This is a genomic window from Lysobacter antibioticus (genome assembly GCF_001442535.1).
In the GTDB taxonomy this organism is placed as follows: domain Bacteria; phylum Pseudomonadota; class Gammaproteobacteria; order Xanthomonadales; family Xanthomonadaceae; genus Lysobacter; species Lysobacter antibioticus.
Genome location: NZ_CP013141.1, coordinates 1,251,948 through 1,275,293, shown reverse-complemented (window position 1 = coordinate 1,275,293; position 23,346 = coordinate 1,251,948). Strand labels below are relative to the sequence as shown.

Annotated in this window: 15 protein-coding genes; 7 read left to right on the top strand and 8 right to left on the bottom strand. The window is 67.7% G+C overall.

All coding sequences use genetic code 11. From position 1 onward, the window contains the following. Positions 1-35: 35 nt before the first annotated feature. The 4 genes from GLA29479_RS05275 (at position 36) to GLA29479_RS05260 (ending at position 6,323) form a co-directional block, all read left to right on the top strand. A complete protein-coding gene (locus GLA29479_RS05275) occupies positions 36-1,325 on the top strand; it encodes a sugar ABC transporter substrate-binding protein (protein WP_057970992.1) in 1,290 nt (429 codons plus the stop codon). Continuing rightward, positions 1,322-2,200, top strand: coding sequence for a carbohydrate ABC transporter permease (locus tag GLA29479_RS05270; RefSeq protein WP_057970991.1), 879 nt, complete (start codon positions 1,322-1,324; stop codon positions 2,198-2,200). Before GLA29479_RS05275 ends, GLA29479_RS05270 begins: the two co-directional genes overlap by 4 nt. After that, positions 2,197-3,033 (top strand): carbohydrate ABC transporter permease, encoded by an 837-nt coding sequence (locus tag GLA29479_RS05265; RefSeq protein WP_057970990.1) that lies wholly within the window; start codon positions 2,197-2,199, stop codon positions 3,031-3,033. The genes GLA29479_RS05270 and GLA29479_RS05265 overlap by 4 nt, the downstream gene beginning before the upstream one ends. Positions 3,034-3,167: 134 nt before the next feature. After that, positions 3,168-6,323, top strand: a complete 3,156-nt coding sequence (locus tag GLA29479_RS05260; protein WP_057973076.1) for a discoidin domain-containing protein — start codon at positions 3,168-3,170, stop codon at positions 6,321-6,323. 94 nt (positions 6,324-6,417) lie between these two features. Here GLA29479_RS05260 and pgl read toward each other — a convergent pair whose 3' ends face one another. The 4 genes from pgl to GLA29479_RS05240 all read right to left on the bottom strand — a co-directional run bounded on the left by pgl (position 6,418) and on the right by GLA29479_RS05240 (position 11,460). After that, a complete protein-coding gene (gene pgl, locus GLA29479_RS05255; RefSeq protein ID WP_082638296.1) occupies positions 6,418-7,164 on the bottom strand; it encodes a 6-phosphogluconolactonase in 747 nt (248 codons plus the stop codon). A 198-nt stretch (positions 7,165-7,362) separates the two neighbouring features. Then, the gene (gene glk, locus GLA29479_RS05250) at positions 7,363-8,364 is read right to left on the bottom strand and encodes a glucokinase (protein WP_057970989.1); all 1,002 of its coding nucleotides are present in this window, start codon (positions 8,362-8,364) and stop codon (positions 7,363-7,365) included. Further along, positions 8,361-9,782 (bottom strand): glucose-6-phosphate dehydrogenase, encoded by a 1,422-nt coding sequence (gene zwf, locus GLA29479_RS05245; RefSeq protein WP_057970988.1) that lies wholly within the window; start codon positions 9,780-9,782, stop codon positions 8,361-8,363. Before zwf ends, glk begins: the two co-directional genes overlap by 4 nt. Before the next feature lie 271 nt (positions 9,783-10,053). After that, positions 10,054-11,460, bottom strand: a complete 1,407-nt coding sequence (locus tag GLA29479_RS05240) for a GH1 family beta-glucosidase (protein ID WP_057917849.1) — start codon at positions 11,458-11,460, stop codon at positions 10,054-10,056. Between the two features lie 108 nt (positions 11,461-11,568). Here GLA29479_RS05240 and GLA29479_RS05235 point away from each other — a divergent pair, with 108 nt between their 5' ends. The 3 genes from GLA29479_RS05235 to GLA29479_RS05225 all read left to right on the top strand — a co-directional run bounded on the left by GLA29479_RS05235 (position 11,569) and on the right by GLA29479_RS05225 (position 13,825). Next, complete coding sequence (locus GLA29479_RS05235; protein ID WP_057917850.1) at positions 11,569-12,663, top strand: ABC transporter ATP-binding protein; 1,095 nt, start codon at positions 11,569-11,571, stop codon at positions 12,661-12,663. Between the two features lie 261 nt (positions 12,664-12,924). Next, positions 12,925-13,245 (top strand): hypothetical protein, encoded by a 321-nt coding sequence (locus tag GLA29479_RS05230; protein ID WP_057970987.1) that lies wholly within the window; start codon positions 12,925-12,927, stop codon positions 13,243-13,245. A 22-nt stretch (positions 13,246-13,267) separates the two neighbouring features. Then, entirely contained in the window at positions 13,268-13,825 is a 558-nt protein-coding gene (locus GLA29479_RS05225; RefSeq protein ID WP_057917852.1) for a hypothetical protein, read from the top strand. A gap of 115 nt (positions 13,826-13,940) precedes the next feature. On the opposite strand, the gene GLA29479_RS05220 is transcribed toward GLA29479_RS05225, so the two are convergent. From GLA29479_RS05220 to pgmB, 4 genes are all read right to left on the bottom strand, one after another. Next, positions 13,941-16,163 carry a TerD family protein gene (locus GLA29479_RS05220; protein ID WP_211265034.1) on the bottom strand — a complete coding sequence of 741 codons (2,223 nt, stop codon included), beginning with the start codon at positions 16,161-16,163 and terminating at the stop codon, positions 13,941-13,943. After that, entirely contained in the window at positions 16,164-17,408 is a 1,245-nt protein-coding gene (locus tag GLA29479_RS05215; RefSeq protein WP_057970986.1) for an MFS transporter, read from the bottom strand. Positions 17,409-17,657: 249 nt separating this feature from the next. After that, positions 17,658-20,078 carry a TonB-dependent receptor gene (locus GLA29479_RS05210; protein ID WP_425599960.1) on the bottom strand — a complete coding sequence of 807 codons (2,421 nt, stop codon included), beginning with the start codon at positions 20,076-20,078 and terminating at the stop codon, positions 17,658-17,660. A gap of 88 nt (positions 20,079-20,166) precedes the next feature. Continuing rightward, a complete protein-coding gene (pgmB, locus tag GLA29479_RS05205; protein ID WP_057970985.1) occupies positions 20,167-23,187 on the bottom strand; it encodes a beta-phosphoglucomutase in 3,021 nt (1,006 codons plus the stop codon). Positions 23,188-23,346 lie beyond the last annotated feature (159 nt).

Below are 23,346 nucleotides of genomic sequence, written 5' to 3'. Positions count from 1 at the left end.
ACTCCTCCGCCCGCGGCGGCGGCTGGGGCAAGGCGTTGCGAGGCCTGGTGGCCTTGTGCGCGCTGGCGCTGCTCGGCAGTTGCAGCCATCGCGACGACGGCCGCGAAGTGGTCCGGTTCTGGGCGATGGGCTTCGAGGGCGAGGTCGTCACCCAACTGATTCCCGAATTCGAGCGTCGCCACCCCGGCATCCGCGTCGAAGTGCAGCAACTGCCGATCACCGCCGCGCACGAGAAGCTGCTGACCGCCTTCGCCGGCGACGCCTTGCCCGACGTGTGCGCGATCGGCAATACCTGGATCTCCGAGTTCGCCTTGCTCGATGCCTTGACGCCGCTCGACCCGCGTCTGGCGCAGACGCCGTCCGTGCAGGCGCGCGATTATTTTTCCGGCGCCTGGGACACCGGCGTGATCGACGGCCGCGCCTATGCGGTGCCGTGGTACGTGGAAACGCGCCTGCCGTTCTATCGCCAGGACCTGCTCAAGCAGGTCGGCATCGCGCGGCCGCCGACGACCTGGGCGGAATGGAAGACCGCGATGGCGGCGATCAAGCGCGAGGTCGGCCCGGATCGCTACGCCGTGTTGTTTCCGCTCAACGAGCCCGAGCCGCTGCTCAATCTCGGCATCCAGTCGCCCGACCCGTTGCTGCGCGAGGACGGCCGCTACGGCAATTTCCGCAGCCCCGGTTTCAAGCGCGCCCTGAGTTTCTACCGCGAAGTCTTCGACCGGCGTTGGGCGCCGCTGGCGAGCAATACCCAGATCGCCAACGTCTGGAACGAATTCGGCCGCGGCTATTTCAGTTTTTACGTCAACGGCCCCTGGAACATCGCCGAATTCAAGCGACGCCTGCCGGCCGATCTGCAACCGACCTGGATGACCATGCCCTTGCCGGGCGAGCACGGCCCCGGCGCCTCGGTCGCCGGCGGTGCGAGCTTCGTTCTGTTCCGCAGTTCGCAACACCAGGACGCGGCCTGGAAACTGATCGCCTATCTGTCGGAACCCGAGGTGCAGGTGCGCTTCCATGGCCTCAGCGGCAATCTGCCGCCGCGCCGTGCGGCCTGGGACGCGCCGGTGCTGGCCAACGATGTCTATGCACGCGCGTTCCGCGATCAGCTCGAACGTGCGCGGCCGACGCCGAAGGTGCCGGAGTGGGAGCGCATCGCCATGGAGATCAAACTGGTCGGCGAACAACTCGCCAACGGCCGCCTCAGCGTCGACGAAGCCGCGGCGGAATTGGACAGGCGCGCCGACCGTATTTTGGAGAAGCGGCGCTGGATGCTCGATCGGCAGGCTGCAGCCCAGATGCCCGCGGCCGGAGCGTCGCGATGAAGCCCGCCACCGCCGGTTGGGTGTTCGCCGCGCCCGCGTTGAGCGTGATCGGACTGTTCTTCGGCTTGCCGGTGCTGGCCGCGCTGGCGCTGAGCCTGACCGATTTCGACATCTACTCATTGGCGCATATCGACAACCTGCGTTTCGTCGCTTTCGACAACTACGTCAATTTGCTGCGCAACCCGCTGTTCTGGAGCGCACTCGGCAATACCTTGTATTTCGTGGTGGTCGGGGTGCCGCTGTCGATCGCGGTCTCGCTCGGCGCGGCGATGCTGCTGCATTCCAAGCTCGGCCTGTTCAAGCCGTTCTTCCGCACCGCGTTCTTCGCCCCGGTGGTGACCACGGTGGTGGCGGTGGCGGTGATCTGGCGTTATCTGTTCCACACCCGTTACGGCCTGGTGAACTGGGTGCTGTCGTGGGTCGGCATCGACCCGGTCGATTGGCTCGGCGACCCGCATTGGGCGATGCCGACCATCATTTTGTTCGCGGTGTGGAAGAACTTCGGCTACAACATGATCATCTTCCTGGCCGGCTTGCAGGCGATTCCGGAAGACCTGCACGAGGCCGCGCGCATCGACGGCGCCAGCCCGGGGCGCCAGTTCCGCCACATCACCTTGCCGATCCTGGGGCCGGTGCTGCTGATGGTCAGCATTCTGACCCTGGCCGGTTATTTCCAGTTGTTCGCCGAGCCCTACGTCATCACTCAGGGCGGACCGCTGCAGAGCACGGTCAGCGTGCTGTACCTGATGTACGAAGAAGGCTTCAAGTGGTGGAACCTCGGCAACGCCTCGGCGGTGGCCTTTCTGTTGTTCGTGCTGATGACGGCCGTGACCAGCGGCCTGATGTGGGTCGCGCGCCGCAAGGGGGTCGAATGAACGATTCCGGCCTGAGTCCGCGCCTGGCGAAGGCGATCGTCAACGGCTTGCTGATCGGCCTGGCGGTGCTGAGCCTGGCGCCGCTGCTGTGGATGTTCGCGGTGTCGCTGATGCAGCCGGGCGAAGCCAGCGCGTTTCCACCGCCGCTGTGGTCCTCGTCGCCGAGCCTGCACAATTACCATGAGCTGTTTTCGCGCATGGGCATGGGCCGTTACCTGTTCAACAGTTTCCTGGTCTCCACCCTGGTCACCGTGATCGCGGTGTTGCTCAACACCCTAGCCGGTTATGCCTTCGCCAAGCTCGCCTTTCCCGGGCGAGAACGGGTGTTCCGCCTGTTGCTCGCGGCCTTGGTGATCCCGGCCCAAGTCTCGATGATGCCGCTGTTTCTGATGCTCAAGCAGCTCGGCCTGATCAACAGCTACGCCGGTGCGGTGGTGCCGGGCATGGCCGGCATCTTCGGTATCTTCCTGGTGCGCCAATACGCGCGTTCGATTCCCGACGAGTTGCTGGAAGCGCCGCGCATCGACGGCGCCGGCGAATTGCGGATCTTCTTTCAGATCGTCCTGCCGGCCTTGCGTCCGATCCTGGTGACCTTGGCGATCTTCAGTTTCCTCGGCGCCTGGAACGATTTCATGTGGCCGCTGATCGTGCTCAGCAATGAGAACCTGCAGACCTTGCCGGTCGCATTGGCTTCGCTGTCGCGCGAGCACGTGCAGGACAACGAGATGATGATGGCCGGCTCGGTCGTGACCGTGGTGCCGGTGCTGCTGCTGTTCCTGGTGTTGCAGCGCTACTACCTGCAAGGCCTGCTGGTCGGCAGCGTCAAAGGTTAGAACCGTCCCGCCGCGCGCCCGCGCGGCGCCAAGAGGTGGAACGAATGTCGGAACGCAAGCAATCCGTCGCGCCGCGTGGGCGTGCGTACGTCACCCGTGCCGACAAAACGGTCGCGAACGCGTTCGCCCTGTGCCTGGCCCTGATCTCGGCGCCGCTGATCGCCCAGGAACAGCCCCGCCTGCAAGAGCCCCACCTGCTCGACGGCTTCGAGTCCGCGGCGCCGTGGACGGTGGTTACTTCCAACCAGGTCAGCGCGAGCCTGCGTTCGGTCGCGGGTGCGAAGGGCCGGGGCCTGTGCCTGGATTACGACTTCAACGGCGTTTCCGGTTACGCCGGCCTGCAACGCGAACTGCCGCTGGACTATCCGGACGACTATCGTTTCGCGTTCCAGATGCGCGGCGATTCGCCGCGCAACGACCTGCAGTTCAAGCTGGTCGACGCCAGCGGCGACAACGTCTGGTGGGTCAACAAACCCAAGTACGAGTATCCGAAACAATGGACGCCGGTGGTCTACAAGCAGCGCCATATCAGCCGCGCCTGGGGCCCGGCGGCCGATCCGGCCCTGCGCAAGAGCGCCAAGCTCGAGTTCACCGTCTACAACAGCGTCGGCGGCAAGGGCTCGGTCTGCTTCGATGAGCTGAGTTTCCAGGCCCTGCCGAAGGACCCCGGCGGTCCGCTGACCGCTACGGTGACGGCCACTTCGAAGGCCGATGGCAGCCGCGCCGAGTACGCGGTCGATGGCGATCCCAACACTGCGTGGCGCGCCGCCGGCCCGGCCGCCAGCCTGACCCTCGACCTGGGTCGCGTGCGCGAATTCGGCGGCGTGATCCTGCAGTGGGCCAAGGACGAACATGCCTCGCGCTATCGCATCGAGCTGTCTAAGGACGGCAAGCATTGGGACAAGCTCAGATCGATCGAGCGCGGCGACGGCGGCTCCGACTTCGTTCCGCTGCCGGAGGCCGAAGCGCGTTATCTGCGGCTGCTGGCGGAGCAGGGGCCGGGCCGGGGCTTCGGCCTGGCCGAACTGAGCGTGCAGCCATTGGCGTTCGCTGCGACGCCGAACGACTTCATCAAGGAACTCGCGCAACGCGCCCCGCGCGGCGACTATCCGCGCGGTTTCAGCGGCGAGCAGCCGTACTGGACCGTGCTCGGTACCGATGGCGGCACCTCGCACGGCCTGATCGGCGAAGACGGCGCGGTCGAGGCCTTCAAGGGCGGCTACAGCGTCGAGCCTTTGTTGCTGCTGGAGGACGGGGCATCGACGCGCGGCACGCTGAAGACCTGGGCCGACGTCAAGATCGGCCAGAGCCTGCAGGACGCTTATCTGCCGATTCCGAGCGTGAGCTGGGACGCCGGCGATCTGCAACTCAGCGTCACCGCGTTCGCGCCGCTGCTCGAACACCGCGATCTGATCGTCGCCCGCTACCGGCTCAGCAATACCTCGAAGCAGCCGCGCAGCACGACCCTGGCGCTGGCGATCCGGCCGTTCCAGGTCAATCCGCCGACCCAGTTCCTCAGCACGACCGGCGGCGTCAGCGGCATCCACCGTATCGAGATCGACGCGAAGGCGGGCAGAGTGAAACTCGACGGCCGTTCCAGCGTGAGCTCGTTGACGCCGGTGGGGACGGCCTTCGCCATGCCGTTCCAGGACGGCGACGTGGTGAGCCGTCTGCGCGCGTCGGCGACCCGCTCGGGCGAGCGCGAAGCCTACGACCTCAGCGGGCTGGCGTCGGCGGCTTTGTTGTACCCGATGCGGCTGGCGCCGGGCGAAAGCCGCGAGGTGGCGCTGTACCTGCCGCAGGATGGCTCGGATGCTCCGTCGTCGCGCGATCCGGCACAGGCCGCGCGATGGCAGGACGAGACAGCGGCGCAATGGCGCGACAAGCTCGACCGGGTCAAATTGCGCGTGCCGGCGCAAGGCCAGCATGTCGTCGACACCTTGCGCACCGGCCTGGCGCACATGCTGATCAGCCGGGTCGGCCCGCGCCTGCAGCCGGGTACGCGCTCATACGCGCGAGCTTGGATCCGCGACGGCGCGATGATCGGCGAAGGCCTGTTGCGCATGGGTCGCGAGGACGTCGCCGAGGAATTCCTGCGCTGGTACGCGCCGTATCAATTCGACAACGGCAAGGTGCCGTGCTGCGTCGACGACCGTGGCAGCGACCCGGTGCCGGAGAACGACAGCCACGGCGAATTGATCTTCACCGTCGCCGAGGTCTATCGCTATACCCGCGACAAAGCCTTGCTCGAATCGATGTGGCCGCACGTGGAAAAAGCGGTCGCGTACATGGACGAGCTGCGCCTGAGCGAGCGCACGCCGGCCAACCGCGCGCTGAACCCGGCCTTCTACGGAATGATGCCGGCCTCGATCAGCCACGAAGGCTATTCGGCCAAGCCGATGCATTCGTACTGGGACAACTTCTGGGCGTTGCGCGGCTACAAAGACGCGGTCGAGATCGCGCAATGGCTCGGCCGGGACGTCGAGGCGTCCGCTTTTGCCGCTTCGCGCGATCAATTCCGCGATGACTTGTATCGCTCGCTCGAAGCCGCGACCCGCGCCCACCAGATCGACTACCTGCCCGGTGCGGCCGAGCTCGGCGACTTCGATGCGACCTCGACCACCATCGCCCTGGCGCCCGGCGGCGAACAAGGGTTGTTGCCCGAGGCGTTATTGCACAACACCTTCGAGCGTTACTGGAAGGAATTCGTCGACCGCCGCGACGGCCGCCGCGAATGGAAGGACTACACGCCGTACGAATTGCGCACCATCGGCAGCTTCGTGCGCTTGGGTTGGCGCGAGCGCGCCCACGAAGCGCTGGAGTTCTTCTTCAAGGACCAGCAACCGCGCGCCTGGAACCAGTGGGCGGAAGTGGTTTCGCGCACGCCGCGCAAACCGTTCTTCGTCGGCGACCTGCCGCATGCCTGGGTCGAATCGGACTATGTGCGCTCGGCGCTGGATCTGTTCGCCTACACCCGCGACATCGATCAGGCATTGGTGATCGCGGCCGGCATTCCGGCCGGCTGGCTGCAAGGCGACGGCGTGAGCGTGGACGGCCTGCGCACGCCCTACGGCGCGTTGGGCTATCGCTTCAAGCGCGAAGGCCGACAGGCGAAGTTGGAGATCGCCGCGGGCATCGAAGTGCCGCCGGGCGGGTTGGTGCTGCGTTGGCCGTTCGCCGGCGCGCCCGGCAAGACCGTGGTGGATGGACGGCCGCGGACTTGGGAGAAGGACGAGCTGAGGATCGAGCGCGTACCGGCGACGGTGAGCATGGCGATCGATCAGGAATAGGCGCGGCGCGAGCCGCGAGCGCGGGGTTTCATGTTGGCCGCGCAGCAGCGTGCAAGACCGCGGTCGCGGCTCGCGCCGCTCCTACCCCGGAGTTTCAGGGGTACCAGTGCACTTCGAGCGGGGTGGCGCCATCGAGGCCGATCAGCACCGGCCAGCGCTGCACGTCGCCGCTGGCGAGCGCCTGCTGGAAGGCCTCGCGCTTGGCCTTGCCCTGGATCAGCAGGAAGCGCGATTGCGCCTGGGCCAGGCCGCTCGGGGTCAGGCTGATGCGTTTGCTCCACTGGCGCGCGCCTGGGCTGCCGCTGGCATCGACCACGACATAGGCGTGGCGCGAGGCCAGGCTGCGCTGCAGGTCGGGCATGTCGGGAAACAGCGAAGCGGTATGGCCGTCCTCGCCCATGCCGAGCACCGCCGCGGTGGCCGGCTGCAAAGCGTGGGCGTTGGCGAAGGCGGCCGACTCCTGGATGCTGCGGCCCGGCCGGGTCAGCGCTTCGAAGCGCGCCGCGGCGGCGTTGTCGCGCAGCAGATGCTGGCGGACCAGCCAGGCATTGCTGTCGGGGTCTTCGGGTTGCAGCCAGCGCTCGTCGACCAGGGCGACATCGACCCGGCTCCAGTCCAGCGGGGCGCGGGCGAGGGCGCGGTACACCGGCGCCGGCGTGGTGCCGCCGGACAGCAGCAGGCGCGCGCGCGGGCGCCGCGACAGATCGCGGCGCAGTTCGGCGGCGATCGCCACCGCGCAGGACCAGGTCCAGGTGTCGAAGCTGCGATGCTCGTGCCACCGGTACGGCACCGTGTCCGGTTCGGCGGGGTCGTGCGGAACGGGCGAGGGAGCGTCGAGCATGGCGACGATTCTGGCACGGCCGACTTCAAGACGGCGTGCTCGGCGAGGCGGCTGGGCGGCGGAGGCCGGGGTAGGCCGGCGTCCACAGGGGGCTCCCTCTGGCCGCAAGCCGCGAGTCCGGGCTTGCAGGCGTGCCGCGCAGCCACGTGTGCGATCGCGGTCGCGGCTCGCGCCGCTCCTACCCTGGAGCGCGGCCGCTCAGGCCGCGTCGGTGCGATCGGTGGCCGGGGCGAACTGCGCGGCCAGCGCCGCGGCGCCGAGCAGGCCCGGCTGCGGGTGGGTCACCGCCAGGGTCGGTACCCGTGCCATGGTCGGCGAGAACCGGCCCTTGTGCTCGAAGCGCTGGCGGAAGCCGGAATGGGCCAGCCACGGCATCAGTTTCGGCACCAGGCCGCCGGGCAGAAACACCCCGTCCCAGGCGCCGAGGGTCAGCACCAGGTCGCCGGCGGCGGCGCCGAACACCGCGCAGAACACGTCGATGGCGCGCAGGCAGCGGGCGTCGCCCTCGCGAGCCATCGCGGTGATGTCGGCCGGCTGCAGCGGGCCCGGGTCTTCACCGGCGATCTGGCTAAGCGCGCGGTGCAGATTGACCAGGCCGCTGCCGCTCAATAGGCGCTCGTTGGAGACGCGGCCGAACTCGCCCGACAGGCGCTGCAGCACTTCGATCTCTTCCGGCGTGCCGGGGGCGAAACTGACGTGGCCGCCTTCGGTTTGCAGCGGGTAGTAGCGGCCGTCGCGGCGCAGCAACGCGCCGACGCCGAGGCCGGTGCCGGCGCCGATGATGGCGTAGGTACGGTCGCCGGATTCGTTCCAGCCGCGCCAGGCGACGCCGCCGATCGCTACCACGTCGGCCGGTTGCAGCAGCGACACCGCCATCGCCTGGGCGGCGAAGTCGTTGACCAGGTCGATGCGTTGCAGGCCCAGGGCGATGCGGGTGCGTTCGGCCGAGATCACCCACGGGTGGTTGGTGATGCGGGCCTCGTCGCCGTCGACGCGCCCGGCCACGGCGAACACGCCATGGCTCGGGGCGGCGCCGGTACGGTCGAGATAATGCCGTGCGGCATCGGCCAGCGAGGGGAAATCGGCGACCGCGAAGATCTGCACGCTGTCGGGCAGCAACTGCGGCGCGGCGCGGTCGGGTTGGGCGAGGGCGAAGCGGGCGTTGGTGCCGCCGATATCCGCGAGCAGGGCGCCGCTCATGCCTGGCCTCCACGATGACCGTTGACCGGGGGCAGGAAGGCCTCGGCTTCGGCCGGCCCCCAGGAGCCGGCCGGGTATTCGACGATGGGTTGCGCGGTCTGGGTCCAGGCGCGTTCGATGCTGTCGATCCACTGCCAGGCCGACTCGACTTCGTCGTCGCGCACGAACAGGGTCTGATTGCCGCGCAATGCGTCCACCAGCAGGCGCTCGTAGGCGATGCGCCGCTGCGGCGAGGACGAGGCCTGCAGATCCAGCGACATCGGCCGCAGTTCCAGCGCGCCCCATTCCGGCGCGGCCAGGCTGCCCATCAGGCCCAGCTCGATGGTTTCGTCGGGCTGCAGGCGCATGCGCAGGTGATTGGGGCGTTCGCGGCCGCGGCGCGGGCGCTCGAACAGCCAATGCGCGACCGGCCGGAACGACACCACCACTTCGGTGGCGCGTTCGGCCAGGCGTTTGCCGGTGACCAGGCGGAAAGGAACGCCGGCCCAGCGCCAGTTGTCGATCCAGGTCTGCACGGCGACGAAGGTTTCGACCGGCGCATCGTGGACGAAGCCCTTGACCGCGCGGCCTTCGACCACGCCGGCGCCGTAGCGGCCGCGCACGGTGCTCGTGGCGACATCGGACGCGGTCATCGGCCGCAGCGCGCGCAGCACCTTGCGCTTTTCGTCGCGGATGCTGTCGGCGTCGAGCGCCGACGGCGGCTCCATCGCGATCAGCGCCAGCAGCTGCAGCATGTGGTTCTGGACCATGTCGCGCAGCGCGCCGTAATTGGCGTAATAGCCTTCGCGGCCGTCGACGCCGGCGGTTTCGCCGACGAAGATGTCGACCGATTCGATCCAGCGGTGTTGCCACACCGCTTCCAGCAAGGTGTTGCCGAAACGCAGCGCCAGCAGGTTCTGCACCGCGGCCTTGCCGAGGTAATGATCGATGCGGAAGATCCGGCTTTCGTCGAGGCAGGCGCGCAGCGCGGCGTTGATCGCGCGTGCCGAGGCCAGGTCGCGGCCGATCGGTTTTTCCAGGACCAGGCGCGACTCGCCTTCGAGCAGGCCGGCCGCCTTCAAGCCCTGCGCCACGGGTACGAACAAGTCCGGCGGCGTCGCCAGATAGCTCACGCTCGGGCGGTCGGCATAGCCGGCCAGGGCGGAGGCGATCGCGGCCTCGTCGCGCAGGTCGACCGAAACATAGGCGATCCGGCCCAGCAATTCCTCGACCACCGCCGGGTCGTCGGCGACCTCGTTGGCCATGCGTTCGCGCAACCAGGCGCGGAACTCGTCGTCGCTCAGGGCCTGGCGGCCGACCGCTACGATGCGGAATCCGGGCGACAGCAGGCGGTCGCGCCACAGGTGGACCAGCGAGGGAAACAGATAGCGCTGGGAGAGATCGCCGGTGGCGCCGAACAGCAGCAGGGTGTCGTGCATGGAACCCGCAAACCAAGTGGGAGAGGGAAGTCGAACGAACGCCGCCGCGGCGTCCTTTACGCCGCCGGGATCGCCGATCCCGGCCGGGGTCCAAGCATATCGCCGCTTGAGCGCCCGGCGGCAACATTCGACGCCGCAGGGTGACGATACTTCGCGCGGCACACACAAACAGCGCCGCCGCGGTCGCTTGCGCTGCCGTCCCCGCTGCCGCGCGAACGATGCCGGGGCCTTACGCCACGACCCTAGCCTCGGCCGCGGCGTGCGGCCGGTCTCAGTACGGCAGCGGTTCGCCGAGGTGGGTGCCGTTGCTGGCGATCACCTTGGAGTACCAGCGTGCGCTGTCTTTCGGCGTGCGTTCCTGGGTGCCGTAGTTGACGTGGACCACGCCGAAACGCTTGGAGTAGCCCAGCGACCATTCCAGGTTGTCGAGCAGCGACCACACCATGTAGCCGCGGATGTCGCAGCCGGCCTGGATGGCGTCGTGGATCGCGCCGATATGCTTTTGCAGGTAGTCCATGCGCAGCGGGTCGCGCACTCGGCGCTCGCCGCTGGCATCGGGTTCGGCCACCGGCGGATCGAAGAAGGCCGCGCCGTTCTCGGTGATGTACATCGGGATGTCGCCGTAGCGCTGCTTGACCCAGGTCAGGGTGTCGGTGAGCCCCTGCGGGAACACTTCCCAGCCGGTCTCGGTGTAGGTGCCGAGCGGTTGGCGCACTACGCCGGTGTTGAGCGGATAGCTCTCGGCGGCCTTGGTGACGCTGCGGGTGTAGTAGTTGACGCCGATGAAGTCGAGCTTCTGCTTGATCAGCTCGAAGTCGGCCTGCGGCCATTCCGGCCAGGCTTCGCCGAAGATTTCGCGCAGTTCCGGCGGATAGCTGCCGAGCAGGGCGGGGTCGAGGTATTGCTCGTTCATGTAGGCATGGGCGCGCTCGACCGCGGCGGCGTCTTCGGCCGAATCGGTGGCGGCGTATTTCGGCTCGATGTTCACCACCAGGCCGATCTCGTGCTTGCCCTCGGCGCGATAGGCCTGGACCGCGGCGCCGTGCGCGCGCATCAGGTTGTGCGAGGCGATCGGCGCTTCGAAGCGGCTGCGGTGGCCCGGCGCCAGCGCGCCGTGCAGGTAACCGCCGTCGGTGATCACCCAGGGTTCGTTGAGGGTGACCCACTTTTTGACCCGGCCGTCGAGGGCGCGGTACATGACCCGACCGTACTCGGCGAACCAGTCGGCGCAGTCGCGGTTGAGCCAGCCGCCGCGGTCGTCGAGCGCGGCCGGCATGTCCCAGTGGTACAAGGTCAGCAGCGGTTCGATGCCGTTGGCGAGCAGCTCATCGACCAGGCGCGAATAGAAATCCAGACCGGCCTGGTTCACCCGGCCGGTGCCTTCGGGCAGGATGCGCGACCAGGACACGCTGAAACGGTAGGCCTGCAGCCCCAGTTCGCGCATCAGCTTCACGTCGTCCTTCCAGCGCCGGTAGTGGTCGCAGGCCACGTCGCCGGTGTCGCCGTTGAGGGTCATACCGGGGGTGTGGGCGAAGCGGGTCCAGATGCTCGGGCCGGCGCCGTCGGCCATCGGCGAACCTTCGATCTGGTGGGCGGCGGTGGCGGCGCCCCACAGGAAACCCTCGGGAAAACGACGCTCGGACGTGGGGCGAACAGCAGCAGGGCGGGGATCGGTCATTCGTCGTGGCCTCCGGAGCCAATCGGACGTGCATGAAAACGGTTACATGGCAGAATAGCCCAGGGCGAGGACAAATGCATCGCTCCGGTCGCATTGTCGGGAGAATTCATGGCGAAGGTCACGTTGGATCGTCTGCGCAAGGTCTATCCGAACGGTTACGTCGGCGTCGCCGATGCCAGCTTCGAGATCGAGGACGGTGAATTGTTGGTGCTGGTCGGCCCCTCGGGCTGCGGCAAGTCGACCCTGTTGCGGATGGTCGCGGGGCTGGAAACGATCAGCTCGGGCGAGCTGAGCATCGGCGAGCGTCGGGTCAACGACATGCCGCCGAAGGACCGCGACATCGCCATGGTGTTCCAGAGCTATGCCCTGTATCCGCACATGACCGTGGCCGACAATCTCGGCTTCGGGCTCAAGCTGCGCGGCATGGGCAAGGCCGAGATCGCCGAACGCGTCGGCGCGGCGGCGGCGATGCTGGAGCTGGAGCCGCTGCTGCAGCGCAAACCGGCGGCGCTGTCGGGCGGGCAACGCCAGCGCGTCGCCCTGGGACGCGCGCTGGTCCGGCAACCGCAGGTGTTCCTGCTGGACGAGCCGCTGTCGAATCTCGACGCCAAGCTACGCATGGGCATGCGCGTGGAGATCGCGCGCCTGCACCGCCAGCTCGGCACCACCATGATCTACGTCACCCACGACCAGATCGAAGCGATGACCCTGGGGCAGCGCATCGTGGTGATGAAGGACGGCAAGATCCAGCAGATCGACACGCCGATGGCGTTGTACAACCGGCCGGTCAATCTGTTCGTCGCGACCTTCCTCGGCAGCCCCAAGATGAACATCCTGTGGGGCCAGGTCGATGAGCGCGACGGCGACCTGTCGCTGCGCATCGGCGAGGGCGTCGCGCTGAATCTGCGCCCCGATGCCGAGACCCGCGAAAAGGTGCGCGCCTATGTCGGGCGCGAACTGACGATCGGCCTGCGCCCGGAAGACATGCACCTGGCCGAGGCCGGCCCCGACACCCTGGCGGCCCAGGTCGAAGTGGTCGAACCGGTCGGCAACGAGGCCTTCCTCAACCTCGGTTGCGGCGGTTGCGACCTGGTCGTGCGCCTGCCGCCGTACAACCTGCCGCGCGCCGGCGACACCGTGCATCTGTCGTACGCCGCCGAGCGCATGCATTTCTTCGATCGCGAAAGCGAGCTGCGCCTGTAGCCGATGCCGTAGGGCCCGGCATGCAGGCATGGCACCTGCACTCGAGCTGCCCGCGCTGCGCCGCACTTGAGTCCGACGATGCAGTGAGGGCACACTGCCACGCTGCGCCGGGGGACACGGCGACGGGTCGCGTGCGATCCGTACGGTGGGCGCAGATCGCAGCGAGTGCTAACGTGGCCGGGCCCGAGGGCGCCGGTCGCGATGCTTCACCGCATTCGCCGCTGCACGATCCAAGCGCCATTCCAGGTTCGCAGCCTGGCCTTGTTCGGCCTCGTGTCGGCCGAAGCCTCGTTGCGTTTCGCGCGCCGTCTGCGGCGCGTTCCGTTTCGCTATTCGACCCTCATGACCGACGAAAACGATATCGACCGAACCTTCGCCCGTCTGGTCGAGGCGGCCAGGCACCAGGACGGCGCCGCCTTCAAGGCGGCGACCCAGGACTATGCCCAGTCCGCCGAGGGCCAGGCCTGGTTGCAAAGCGGTCACGACCGATACCAACAGATCAAGGCGAACCTCCAGGCGCGGGCGCAAGCCGCGCAGTCGCCGCTTGGCGGCTCCAGCTCCGGCCCAAGCTCCGGTCCATAACCCGCCCTTAGGGAGAACCATCGTGCAGGACGCGCAAGACCTGAAACGACTCGCCGCCGATCTGGCGGTGTTTGCCCAACATCTGCAAGACCAGAGCGAACGCGCGGTGCAGCATGTCGACCGCAGCGCCGAAGAACTGCATCGCGCCGCCCAGGGCGTGGGCGCCGGTGCGCAGGAGCTCGCGCAACAGATCGTGCAAGCGGTGCAGGCGCAGGCCCAGGAAGCGGTCGGCCGCGGCGCCGAATTGGCTTTCGGCTCGATCGGCACGCAACTGCGCGACAGCGCCGACGTCGCCACGCGCGCGGCGCAGGCGCTGGACGATCAACGCAAGAAGATCGAACGCGCGCAGCAGAACCTGATCTACAAGAGCGCCGTGGCCCTGCTGATCGGCTCGCTGCTGGCGGTCGGCGGCAGTTGGTACTTCGCCCGCAAATCGCTGCGCCTGATCGAACGCGCCGAGTTCGGCGCCGAGATTCTCGATGCGACCAAGGCCGGCACCCTGACCCGCTGCGACGGCAAGCTGTGCGCGCGCGCCGGCAAGCGCTTCGGCGCCAAGGGCGAGTACGTGCTGATCGAATGACCGGCGCAACACGCGGGTGGCTTGACGGCTTGCGGCGTTCGTCGCGGGCCGCTCGCGGCGCTTGAGCGGTCCGGCTGTTGCGAGCGCCTCGCCCGAGCGGGCGCGGCGAGGGGAATCATAGAAATTCCGCGCGAATCCGGTCGACGTCGAAGGGGGTAACGCCTTCGCGCATCGAGAACACCGTATCGGCTTGATCCGGCGATTCGACCACGCGGCCGCGGGCCTGCGCGTGCAGTTCGAACAAGGTGTGCAGATCCGGCGTCGCCAGTGCGGTCATCGCACGCAGGATCAGGGAAATGCCGCTCAGGTGGTTGGCCGCGTTGTTCCAGCGCGGATAGCCGCCCAGGCCGATGTCCGTCCAGAGGATCTGATCGGTTTCCAGGTCCAGCACGAAGGGCAGGCAGCTTTGCTGGTTCGAGGCGAGGTCGAGCCGGTCCTCTACCGTGCGCGCCTCGAACGGTTCGCCCGAGTTCGCATCGCTGCGCGCCATCCATCCGGCGAAACACTCCGGCAAGTCGCAATACGGTTGCTCGGTGTAGCTGTGAATGCTGACCACGACGAAACGCAGGCCGAGCCCGCGCAAGCGCTGCAGATCCAGGTCGATGAACTCGGCGGCCCCCTGCGGCGCATTGACGATATCGCCGCTGTGGTGGCCGCCGTACCCGCGCAGGTTGTAGTAGGAGACGACGTCGCGATACACGAAGTTGCTGTCGAAGAACGCCGCCGACAGATCGATATCGGTGCGTTGGCGGCCGTTGCTCCACCACAGGAACAGGCGGATGAAACGCGTATCGGGCAAGGGCAGGCGGCTGCCGCGCACCAGGGTGCGCAGCGCGCGCGAGGCCGAGCGCTGCGCCAGCGGCGCGCGCATATGCGCCAGGGCCGGATCGATGTAGCAACGGCCCAGCGGCGGCAAACGTGCGAAGCGGGCGCGCAATGCATCGCGGCAGACGGCGATGGCATCGCTCAGGACCCGGGCGTCGATCGGCGCGCGCCGGTCCTTGAGCGCCCAAGCGCGCGCGGCGTCGCCCTTGGGAAAAAAGGTGCGCAGCGGCGATTGCCCGCGATGTTCGAACTGGCTCAAAGCCTGCAGCAGGACCGGAGTGGACACCTGTTCGGCGACGCCACGGAAACGTTCCAGCACCGCCTGCGATTCGCTGCCGCTGCGCAGCAGATGATCGAGCCGGCGCGCGAACTCGCCCGGACGCGCGGCGAGCCGTTGAGCGACCGCGCCGGTGCGGCCTTGCTCCAGCGCGTGCTCGATCGCGCCGTTGAAGCTCGCGAACGCCAGGTTTTCGCGCAGTACCCGAAAGGCGCGCCAGGTCTTGGGGAAACGTTCGCGGTAATCGCCCGGATGCAGCACTTCGCCCAGGCGTTTCCAGCGCTCGCCCCAGCGACGCATGTCTTCGGTGGGGTCGTCGAGGGTTTCCAATTGCCGCAGCAGAAAACGGCGCTCGCCGCGTTTCATGGGTTTGAAGCGGGTCGGTTCGGCCAGCGATACGTCGCCTTCGCTGAGAGCCACCGCCAGGCGCAGGGTATCGGTCGCGGTTTTGAGATGCGTTCGCAGGAACTCGTCGGTGGGTTCGCCGGGCGCATGGCGCAGCAGGCCCGCGCCGATGACGGCCAGATTTTCCTTGAACGGAATCTCGACAGGCAGCAGCCGGACGACCTGTGCGCGGTACTGGGCGATGAACCAGCCCAGGTCGGCTTTGTCCTGCAGCGACAGCGAGGTGCGCGAGGCGGCGAGCGTGGTGCAGATGTTCTCGTAGTCGTCCAACGTGCCCAGCTCGATCTCGCGCGGGGCGCGGCCGTTGAGCAGCGGCACGGTTTCGGCCGGTTGTTGCAGATGCAGTCGGCGCCGGGTGACGTAGTGATACACCGTACGCATGTACAGCTCGGCTTCGGCCAGCGCCAACGAGCCCCGGGGGAAATCCGGGAACAGTGGCCGATGCTCGCGGTGCGCGCCGGTCATCGCCGCCAGGTGCTTGCGCAATTCGCGCAGGACGCGGGTGAGTTGCTCGGTCGACAAGGTGCCGAGTCGTTCGATCACCGCTTCGGACAAGATGAACCCGAACGCTTCGGTTTCCTTCTGTACCATCGCGACTTGCGCCGCGCTTGCGCCGCCGTCGCCGGCCTTGAGATACAGCTTGCCGCGTCGGCGCAGGTAGATTCCGTTCATGTCCCTCTCCAATGAAAAGCCCGCCGAGAGGCGGGCGATGTGGGAAGCGGGCACCCTAGTTTCAGAGTAGAAGGAAGGACGCCCATAGCCACGAGGCCGAGCATAGCCGAGCCTCGCGAGAAAGAGAACGCCGCCGATCGGCGGCGAACGGCTGGGCAATCAGGAGGGCGCCATGGCTGCGCGTTCGGCCAAGCCGGACTGGCGCTTGAGCAAGGCGATCGCGAGCAACAGCATGGCCATCGGCAGCAGCGACAGATAGAACGCGGTGCCGCCGCCGATACGGGCGAACAGCTGACCGGTGATGAACGAACCGGTGGTGCCGCCGAGCGCCGAGAACACCACGATCAGGCCGGTCATCGCCGCGTGCCGCGACTTCGGCAGCGAACTCAACACCACCGAATTGATCGCCGGATAGATCGGTGCCATGAACAGCCCGATCAGCGGGAACACATAAGCTGCCAGTGGTGCATGCGCCCAGCTCATCGCCGGGTTCGGCTGCAGGTTGCGCGCCAGCGGCAGCGCCAGCAGCACCAGCGCCGCCATCGCCAGCACGCAGACCATCAACAACCAATGCCAGGGCACCCGGCGCAGGGCCACTCCGGCGGCGAGGCGGCCGAGCGCCAGCGACACCGCGAAGATGCTCGCCGCCTGCACGCTCATCGTGGTCGGCAGGTGCAGGATTTCGCGGTTGAAGGTCGGCAGCCAGGTGCCGACGCTTTGTTCGATCAATACATACAGGAAGGCCGAAACCAGGAACACCGCGACCAGCGGCTGGGCGACGAGGCGGAACATGTCGAGAAACGAATCGCCGACCGCGTGGCCGTCGCTGGCGGCGCGTTCGTCCATGCGTGAGGTCGCGAGCAGGGCAAGGATCGCCGCGGCGATCGCCGCGAGCAGCCAGTACACGCGCAGCCAGACCGGGTCGCCCGGCGATTGCGGGTCGATGAACCAGGCGAAGATCCAGTAACCGGCGAGCACGCCGACCATGAACCAGCCTTCGATGGTGCTGGTCAGGCTGGCGTGGGCCTGTTTGTCCTCGGTGAGCAGGCCGATCGAGGAATACACCGAGACCTTGACCAGGGCGAAGGACACGCCGGTGGCGACGAACAGCAGCTTGGTCATCCAGAACGAGGCCAACAGCGGCATCAGCAGGCAAGCCGCGCCGACCAAGCCCAGGCCCAGCATCATCGCGCGGCGATAGCCCAGGCGCGGCATCAGCGAGGCGGTCAGGAACGAGACGATGGCGATCGGCAGGTCCTTGAAGGCTTCCAGAATGCTGGCGTCGCTCTTGCTGATGCCGAAGCCCTGGATCGACTGCAGGATCACCGTGCCGACGCTGTTGAGCAAGATCCCGAACACCATGTAGGTGAGGATCATCGCCAGGATCATGCGGCCTCGGTTCATGCGGGCGTGGCTCCGGTGAGCGCTCCGGCGCGGCGCCGGAGAGCGGATAAGCGGTCCGGCGCGAGGCCCGACCAGGAGATAAAAGACCGTTCGCGACGGTTTGCCAAGTGCGCACGCCGGAGAGAGGGGGAGGGCGGCAGCTTCGGGCAAGCTCGGCGCGAACGGTGAGGTAAGAGGAAACCGAGCAAGCGGCATCGAGCCGCCCGGTGGAACTCCGCGCCGCCGCCGGGCGGCGACGCGGAGCCCGGATCACCAGCGGTAGGCGGCCGAGAACAGGTAGGAGCGGCCGGCGATCGGACGGCCCATGAACACGCCGCCGGTGGCCGCGCCGGGCACGCGCACGTTGCCTTCGGTCAGGCCGAGTTCGTTGGTGACGTTGCTGCCGGTGAGGGCGAACTCCCAGTTTTCGCCGACATGCATGTTCGCGCCGACGTCGAGCGTGTGGTACGAGGGCAGCTTCTGGGTGTTGGCCAGGTCGGCATAGCGGTCGCCGATGCGCGAATAAGTGGCGAACACCTTCAGGTCGCCGAACGGCAGGTTCCAGAAATAGCTCGGGGTGAAACGGAACTGCTGCTTCGGCTGGCGCATCACCTGGTTGCCGGTGAACTCGCGGTAGTTCTCGTACTTGGCGTCGAGCCAGATGCCGGTCAGGGCCAGTTCGAGCCCGCCGACCGGGCGCACCGCCGCTTCCACTTCGACGCCGTAGGCTTCCGAATCGCCGGCGGTGGTGAAGTTGGTGCCGTCGTCGAGGAAGGCCTGGAACGGCGAGTTGGTGAAGCTGTTGTAGAACGCCGTCAGGTACAGGTCGTAGACCGAGTTGCCGGACTTGAAGCCGAGTTCGTACTGGTCGATTTCCTGGGTCTTGGTGTTGCCGTCGCGCAGGTTGTCGAACGCCGGCAGCTTGTAGCCGGAGTTGGCGCGCGCGAACAGGCTGGCGCTGTCGTTGAGCTTGTAGTTCAGGCCGAGGGTCCAGGAGAAATGCTTGTCGTCCTGGTCGATGCGGCGCGAGGTCGGCAGCGAGATCGAAGTGGCGTTGTCGTAGAGCGTGTTCGGATTGCCGTCCAGGTCGACCGAGGCGACGTCGTGCACGGTGCCGTCGATTTGCTGCCACTCGTAGCGGATGCCGCCGTCCAGGCGCAGGCGATCGTTGATCTGCCACTCGTCGGCGAGGAACACCGCGGTGTTTTGGCCGTCGTAGTCGCCGCGCAGCGAGAAGAACGAGGTGCCGGTGAAACCGTCGCGGGTGACCTGGCGGCCGTCGGCGAGGCTCAGGTTGATCCGGCGCGCGTTGTTCTGCGCGGTCAGCAGCATGTTGTTGCCGAGGTACCAGGTGTCCTTGGACGAGTAGCGCGCGTAGTAGACGCCGGCGGTCAGGGTGTTGCCCTCGAACAGGTCGCGGCTGAAGCGCAGGTCGTTGGTGAACGATTCCAGCTCCTTGTCGACCACCCAGAAGCCGGCGGTCAGGACCTGCTGGTTCGGATCGACTGCGCCGCCGCCGTTGACGTAGGTGGCAGTGCCGGCGCTGCCGTAGCCGGCGATGAAGTCGGCCATGGTCTTCGGGCTGGCGCCGGTGAACAGGCCGTTGGTCGGCGCGCTGCCGCTGACGTAGTTGACCCGGTCGCTGATGGTCCAGTCGCCGACGTAGAAGTCCATCGAGGCGCCGAACACGTCGAGATTGATGCCGCGGCCCTCGGCGAGATCGCGGGTGATGCTCTGGCCGTTCGGACCGGTCGGCAGGGTCACGTGGCGGAAGTCGTTGCCGAGCAGGGTGCCGGTCTGTGCGTCCAGGCCCGGGAAGCTCGACAGGCTGCTGCCGTTGTTGCGCGAGAGCAGCGGGATCGGGGTGAAGAAAGCGTTCTTGTCGTTGGTGTGGCGGGCATACACGGTCACTTCGCCGCTGTCCCAGCTGTGGGTCAGGGTGGCGCTGAGTTGGCCGCCCTTGTCGGCCGGGAACTGGGTGTCGCGGACGCCGTCGGTGGTGCGGTAGAAGCCGCCGACGCTGTAATACCAGCCTTCGCCGAGCTTGCCGCTGTTGAACAGGTCGACGCGGCGCAGGTTGTCGCTACCCAGGCCGACGCGGACGCTGCCGGCCGGCTCTTCGCCGCCCTTCTTCTGGATGAAGTTGACCGTCGCGCCGGGCTGGCCGTTGGAGAAGATCGGGCTCGGGCCGCCGCGCAGCACTTCCATGCGCTCGATGGTGTCGTCCATGCGGAACAGGGTCGAGTTCTCGAGGAAGGACAGGGTCGGAGGCGGATACAGCGGCGCGCCGTCCATCTGCACGGTGACGAACGGGGCGTCGCCTTCCGAGGGCATGCCGCGCACGAAGATGTTGGCGCCGGTGCTGCCGCCGGCCGATTCGGCCCAGATGCCCGGCACGACCTTGAGCGCGTCGGCAGTGCTCAGCGGCACCGCTTCCTGGATCTGTTCGAGCGAGGCGGTGGTGATCGAGAAGCTGGCGTCGCGCTTGCGGATGCCCTTGAAGCGCGCGGTGCCGCTGACGATGACCGCGTCGAGGGTGGTCGCCGATTCGCTGCCGCTTTCGGCCTGCGGCGCCGCTGCCTGCGCGGCGGCGTCCTGGGCCAGGGCGTAACCCGGCGCCAGGATCGCGGCGATCGCCGCGGACAGTGCGAAACGCATCAGTTGGCGTTGCTTGGTAGACGTGTGCTGCATCGTGTTCTCCCCACTCATCTTGTATTGGTTATGCAAACGGATCGATCGGTGGTGGTATCCCCGCCGCGGCGGTGCATGCCGCGCGCGGTCAGGGCAAAACGAAAGCGTCCAGGTCGAAGGAAGCGACATCCGGCAGGCAGGCATCGGCGCGCGCCAGGGCGAGGGCATCGCCGATGCCGACCGCGGCCATCCCGGCCGACTTGATCGCGACCACGCCGGCGGCGGCGTCTTCCACGCCGATGCAGTGCGACGGCGGTACGCCGAGCGCGGCGGCGACGGTCAGGAAGATTTCCGGATCGGGCTTGGCGCGGGCGATGCGCGCCGAGTCGGCGATGTAATCGAAGCGGTCGGCGATGCCCAGCCGTTCCAGCAGCGCGCCGGCGTTGCGGCTGGCCGAGGCCAGGCCGAGCTTGAGGCCGCGCGCGCGCGCGCGTTCGAGCAGGCGCTCGACGCCGGCGAACAGATCCTTCGGCGTGACCTCCTGGATCGCCTCGACGTAGTAGGCGTTCTTGCGTTCGGCCAGGGCGAGCTTTTCGTCGCGGTCGAGCACGCGCCCGGCATGGCGCAGGATGATGTCGAGCGAGGCCATGCGATCGACGCCCTTGAGCAGTTCGTTGACCTGCTCGTCGAACGGAAACCCTTCCTCGTCGGCCATGCGCTTCCAGGCGCGGTAATGGGTCTGGGCGGTGTCGGTGAGCACGCCGTCGAGGTCGAAGATCAAGGCGCGTGCCGGACGCGGAAAGGCGCGCGGGGCGGGGCCGCCGGGTGCGGCCAGCGGCGCGCGCAGGCTGGCATCGCGGCTGAGCTCGACGCGGCGGTCTTCGTGTCCGATCGTCAGCGGCGCGCCTTCGAGCAGGCTGTATTCGACGCCGTCGCGGCTGACCCGCAGGCGCAGGCGCCGGCCCTGCCAGCGCAGGCCGAAGCCGTAGCCGTTCCAGCCGGAGGGCAGGGTCGGGGCGAAATGCAGCGCACCGTCGACCGCGCGCAGGCCGGCGAAGCCGGAGACCAGGCCGAGCCAGGTGCCGGCCAGGGCGGCCATGTGCACGCCGTGGTCGGTATTGCCGTGCAGGTCGTCGAGATCGACGCGCAGGTTCTCGGCGAAATATTTCGCGGCTTGTTCGGCATGGCCGACTTCGCTGGCTAGGATGCCGAACACCGAAGCCGACAGGGTCGAGTCGTGGGTGGTCACCGCTTCGTAGTAGTCGAAGCTGCGGCGCTTGACCTCGGCGGAGATGCCGTCGCCGGCCAGCACCAGCGCCATCACCACGTCGGCCTGCTTGCAGACCTGGTGGCGATACAGGGTGAGCGGATGGAAGTCGAGCAGCAGCGGACGATGTTCGCCCTCGTGCTTGGGAAACGGCCAGCGCGGCTTGTCGAGGAAGGTGTCGTCCTGGGCGTAGATGCCCAGGGCCTCGTCGTAATGCAGGAACATGGTTTCGCCGGCGCGGCGCCAGGTGTCGACCTCGTGCGCGTCCAGTTGCAGTCGCGCCGCCAATGCCGCGGCCTGTTGCGGACGCTCGCTCTGTAACCGCTGCCACACTTGCACCGCGCGCAGCAGGTGCTGCTGGGCCATGCGGTTGGTGTAGAAGTTGTTGTCGACCAGGGCGGTGTATTCGTCCGGACCGGTGACTTCGTGGATGCAGAACGCGCCGCCGCGGCGCGGGTTGAAGTGGCCGATCTGCGGCCAGATGCGCGCGGTCTCGAACAAGACCTCGGCGCCGCTTTCGAGCAGGAAATCGATATCGCCGGTGGCGTCGAGATACAAGCCGACCGCGTAGGCGACCGCGGCGTTGATGTGATACGCGGCCGAACCCGAGGGATAGTGCGCCGAGCATTCGCCGCCGGTGATCGTGCGCCAGGGGAACAGCGCGCCGCGCGGATGGTTCATCTCGCGTGCGTGCCGGCGCGCCGGCTCCAACGCGAGGTAACGCGCATGCAGCATGGCGCGGGCGACCTCCGGAGCGGTGTACACCATCACCGGCAGCATGAAGGCTTCGGTGTCCCAGAAATAATGGCCTTCGTAGCCTTCGCCGGTGAGGCCCTTGGCGGCGGTGCCGTTGACGCCGTCGCGGCCGGCCGACTGCAGCAGGTGGAACAGGTTGAAGCGCAGCGCCTGTTCGGCGGACGCATCGCCGTCGATGGAGAGTCCGGCGCCGTCCCAGAATTCGGCCAGGGCGGTGGCCTGTTGCGCGGCCAGGGCGTCGAACCCGGCGGCGACGGCGCGTGCGACCGTGTGCGTCGCACGTTCGACCAATTCGCTGTCTTCGCTGCCGCTGGCGTAGGCGACGAATTTTTCCAGGGTCAGCGAAGCGCCGGGCTGCAGCGCGCCGTCGTAGCGTTGCAGCACGTGTTCGTCGGCGCGTTCGGCGCTGCCGAAACCCAGGCCATCGTCGAGGCGGTGCGCCTGCGCGCAGGCCACACGCAGGTTGCTGTGGCGGGTCGATTGCAGGACGTGGGCGCCGAGCTCGTCGGCCTGCGCCGACAACAGGCGCAAGCCTTCCGACACCGCCACGCCGATGCGCGGGTCGTCGCCCTGTTCGGCGGCCTGGTGGCCGCATTCGATCGCCGAGGCCAGGCGCAGCGGGCCGCTGTAATCGATCGATTCGACCCGGTAGCGGATCGCCAGCAGGTCGACGCCGGATGTCGCGGCGTCGAAGGGCAGCACGCGTTCGGCATGGATTTCCAAGGTCTGGCCTTGGGCGGTACGCAGGCGCAGGCGGCGGCTGAGGCGGCCGCTGCGCAGGTCGAGTTCGCGCTCGAAGCCGAGCCATTGCGCGAGATCGATGTCCAGGCGCTGGTCGCCCAGCCAGACCGCGATGCGTTGGCCGTCGGCGACCGGCAGGCGGGTGTCGGTGCTGCGGGCGAAGCCCGGGAACCGTTCGTGGTAGTGGATCGGATGCTTTTCGTAGACCGAGGCCAGGAAGCTGCCGTCGCTGCCGCCGTCGGCTTCCTCGAAGCCGCCGCGCACGCCGAGCGAGCCGTTGGCGAGGGCGAACAGGGTTTCGTCGCGGCGGCGCTGGGACGGGTCGAAGCGGTCCTGGCGCAGGCGCCAGGCATCGGCCTGTGCGGACGCTGGGGGGAGGTGCGGTGCGGCTTGGGGCTGGATCACGCGGCGGGGACCTGAGTGCGTCGTTGCCGCGGACCGTAGAGAGGCATTGTTATCGATGTCAAGTTATCGATAACAATCGACTGCGCTAGTGTGCTCCAGTGCCTGTTGTTGCGGGTCTATCGTCGCGTTTCGCTGGTGGTTTAAGCGATTCGAATCAGT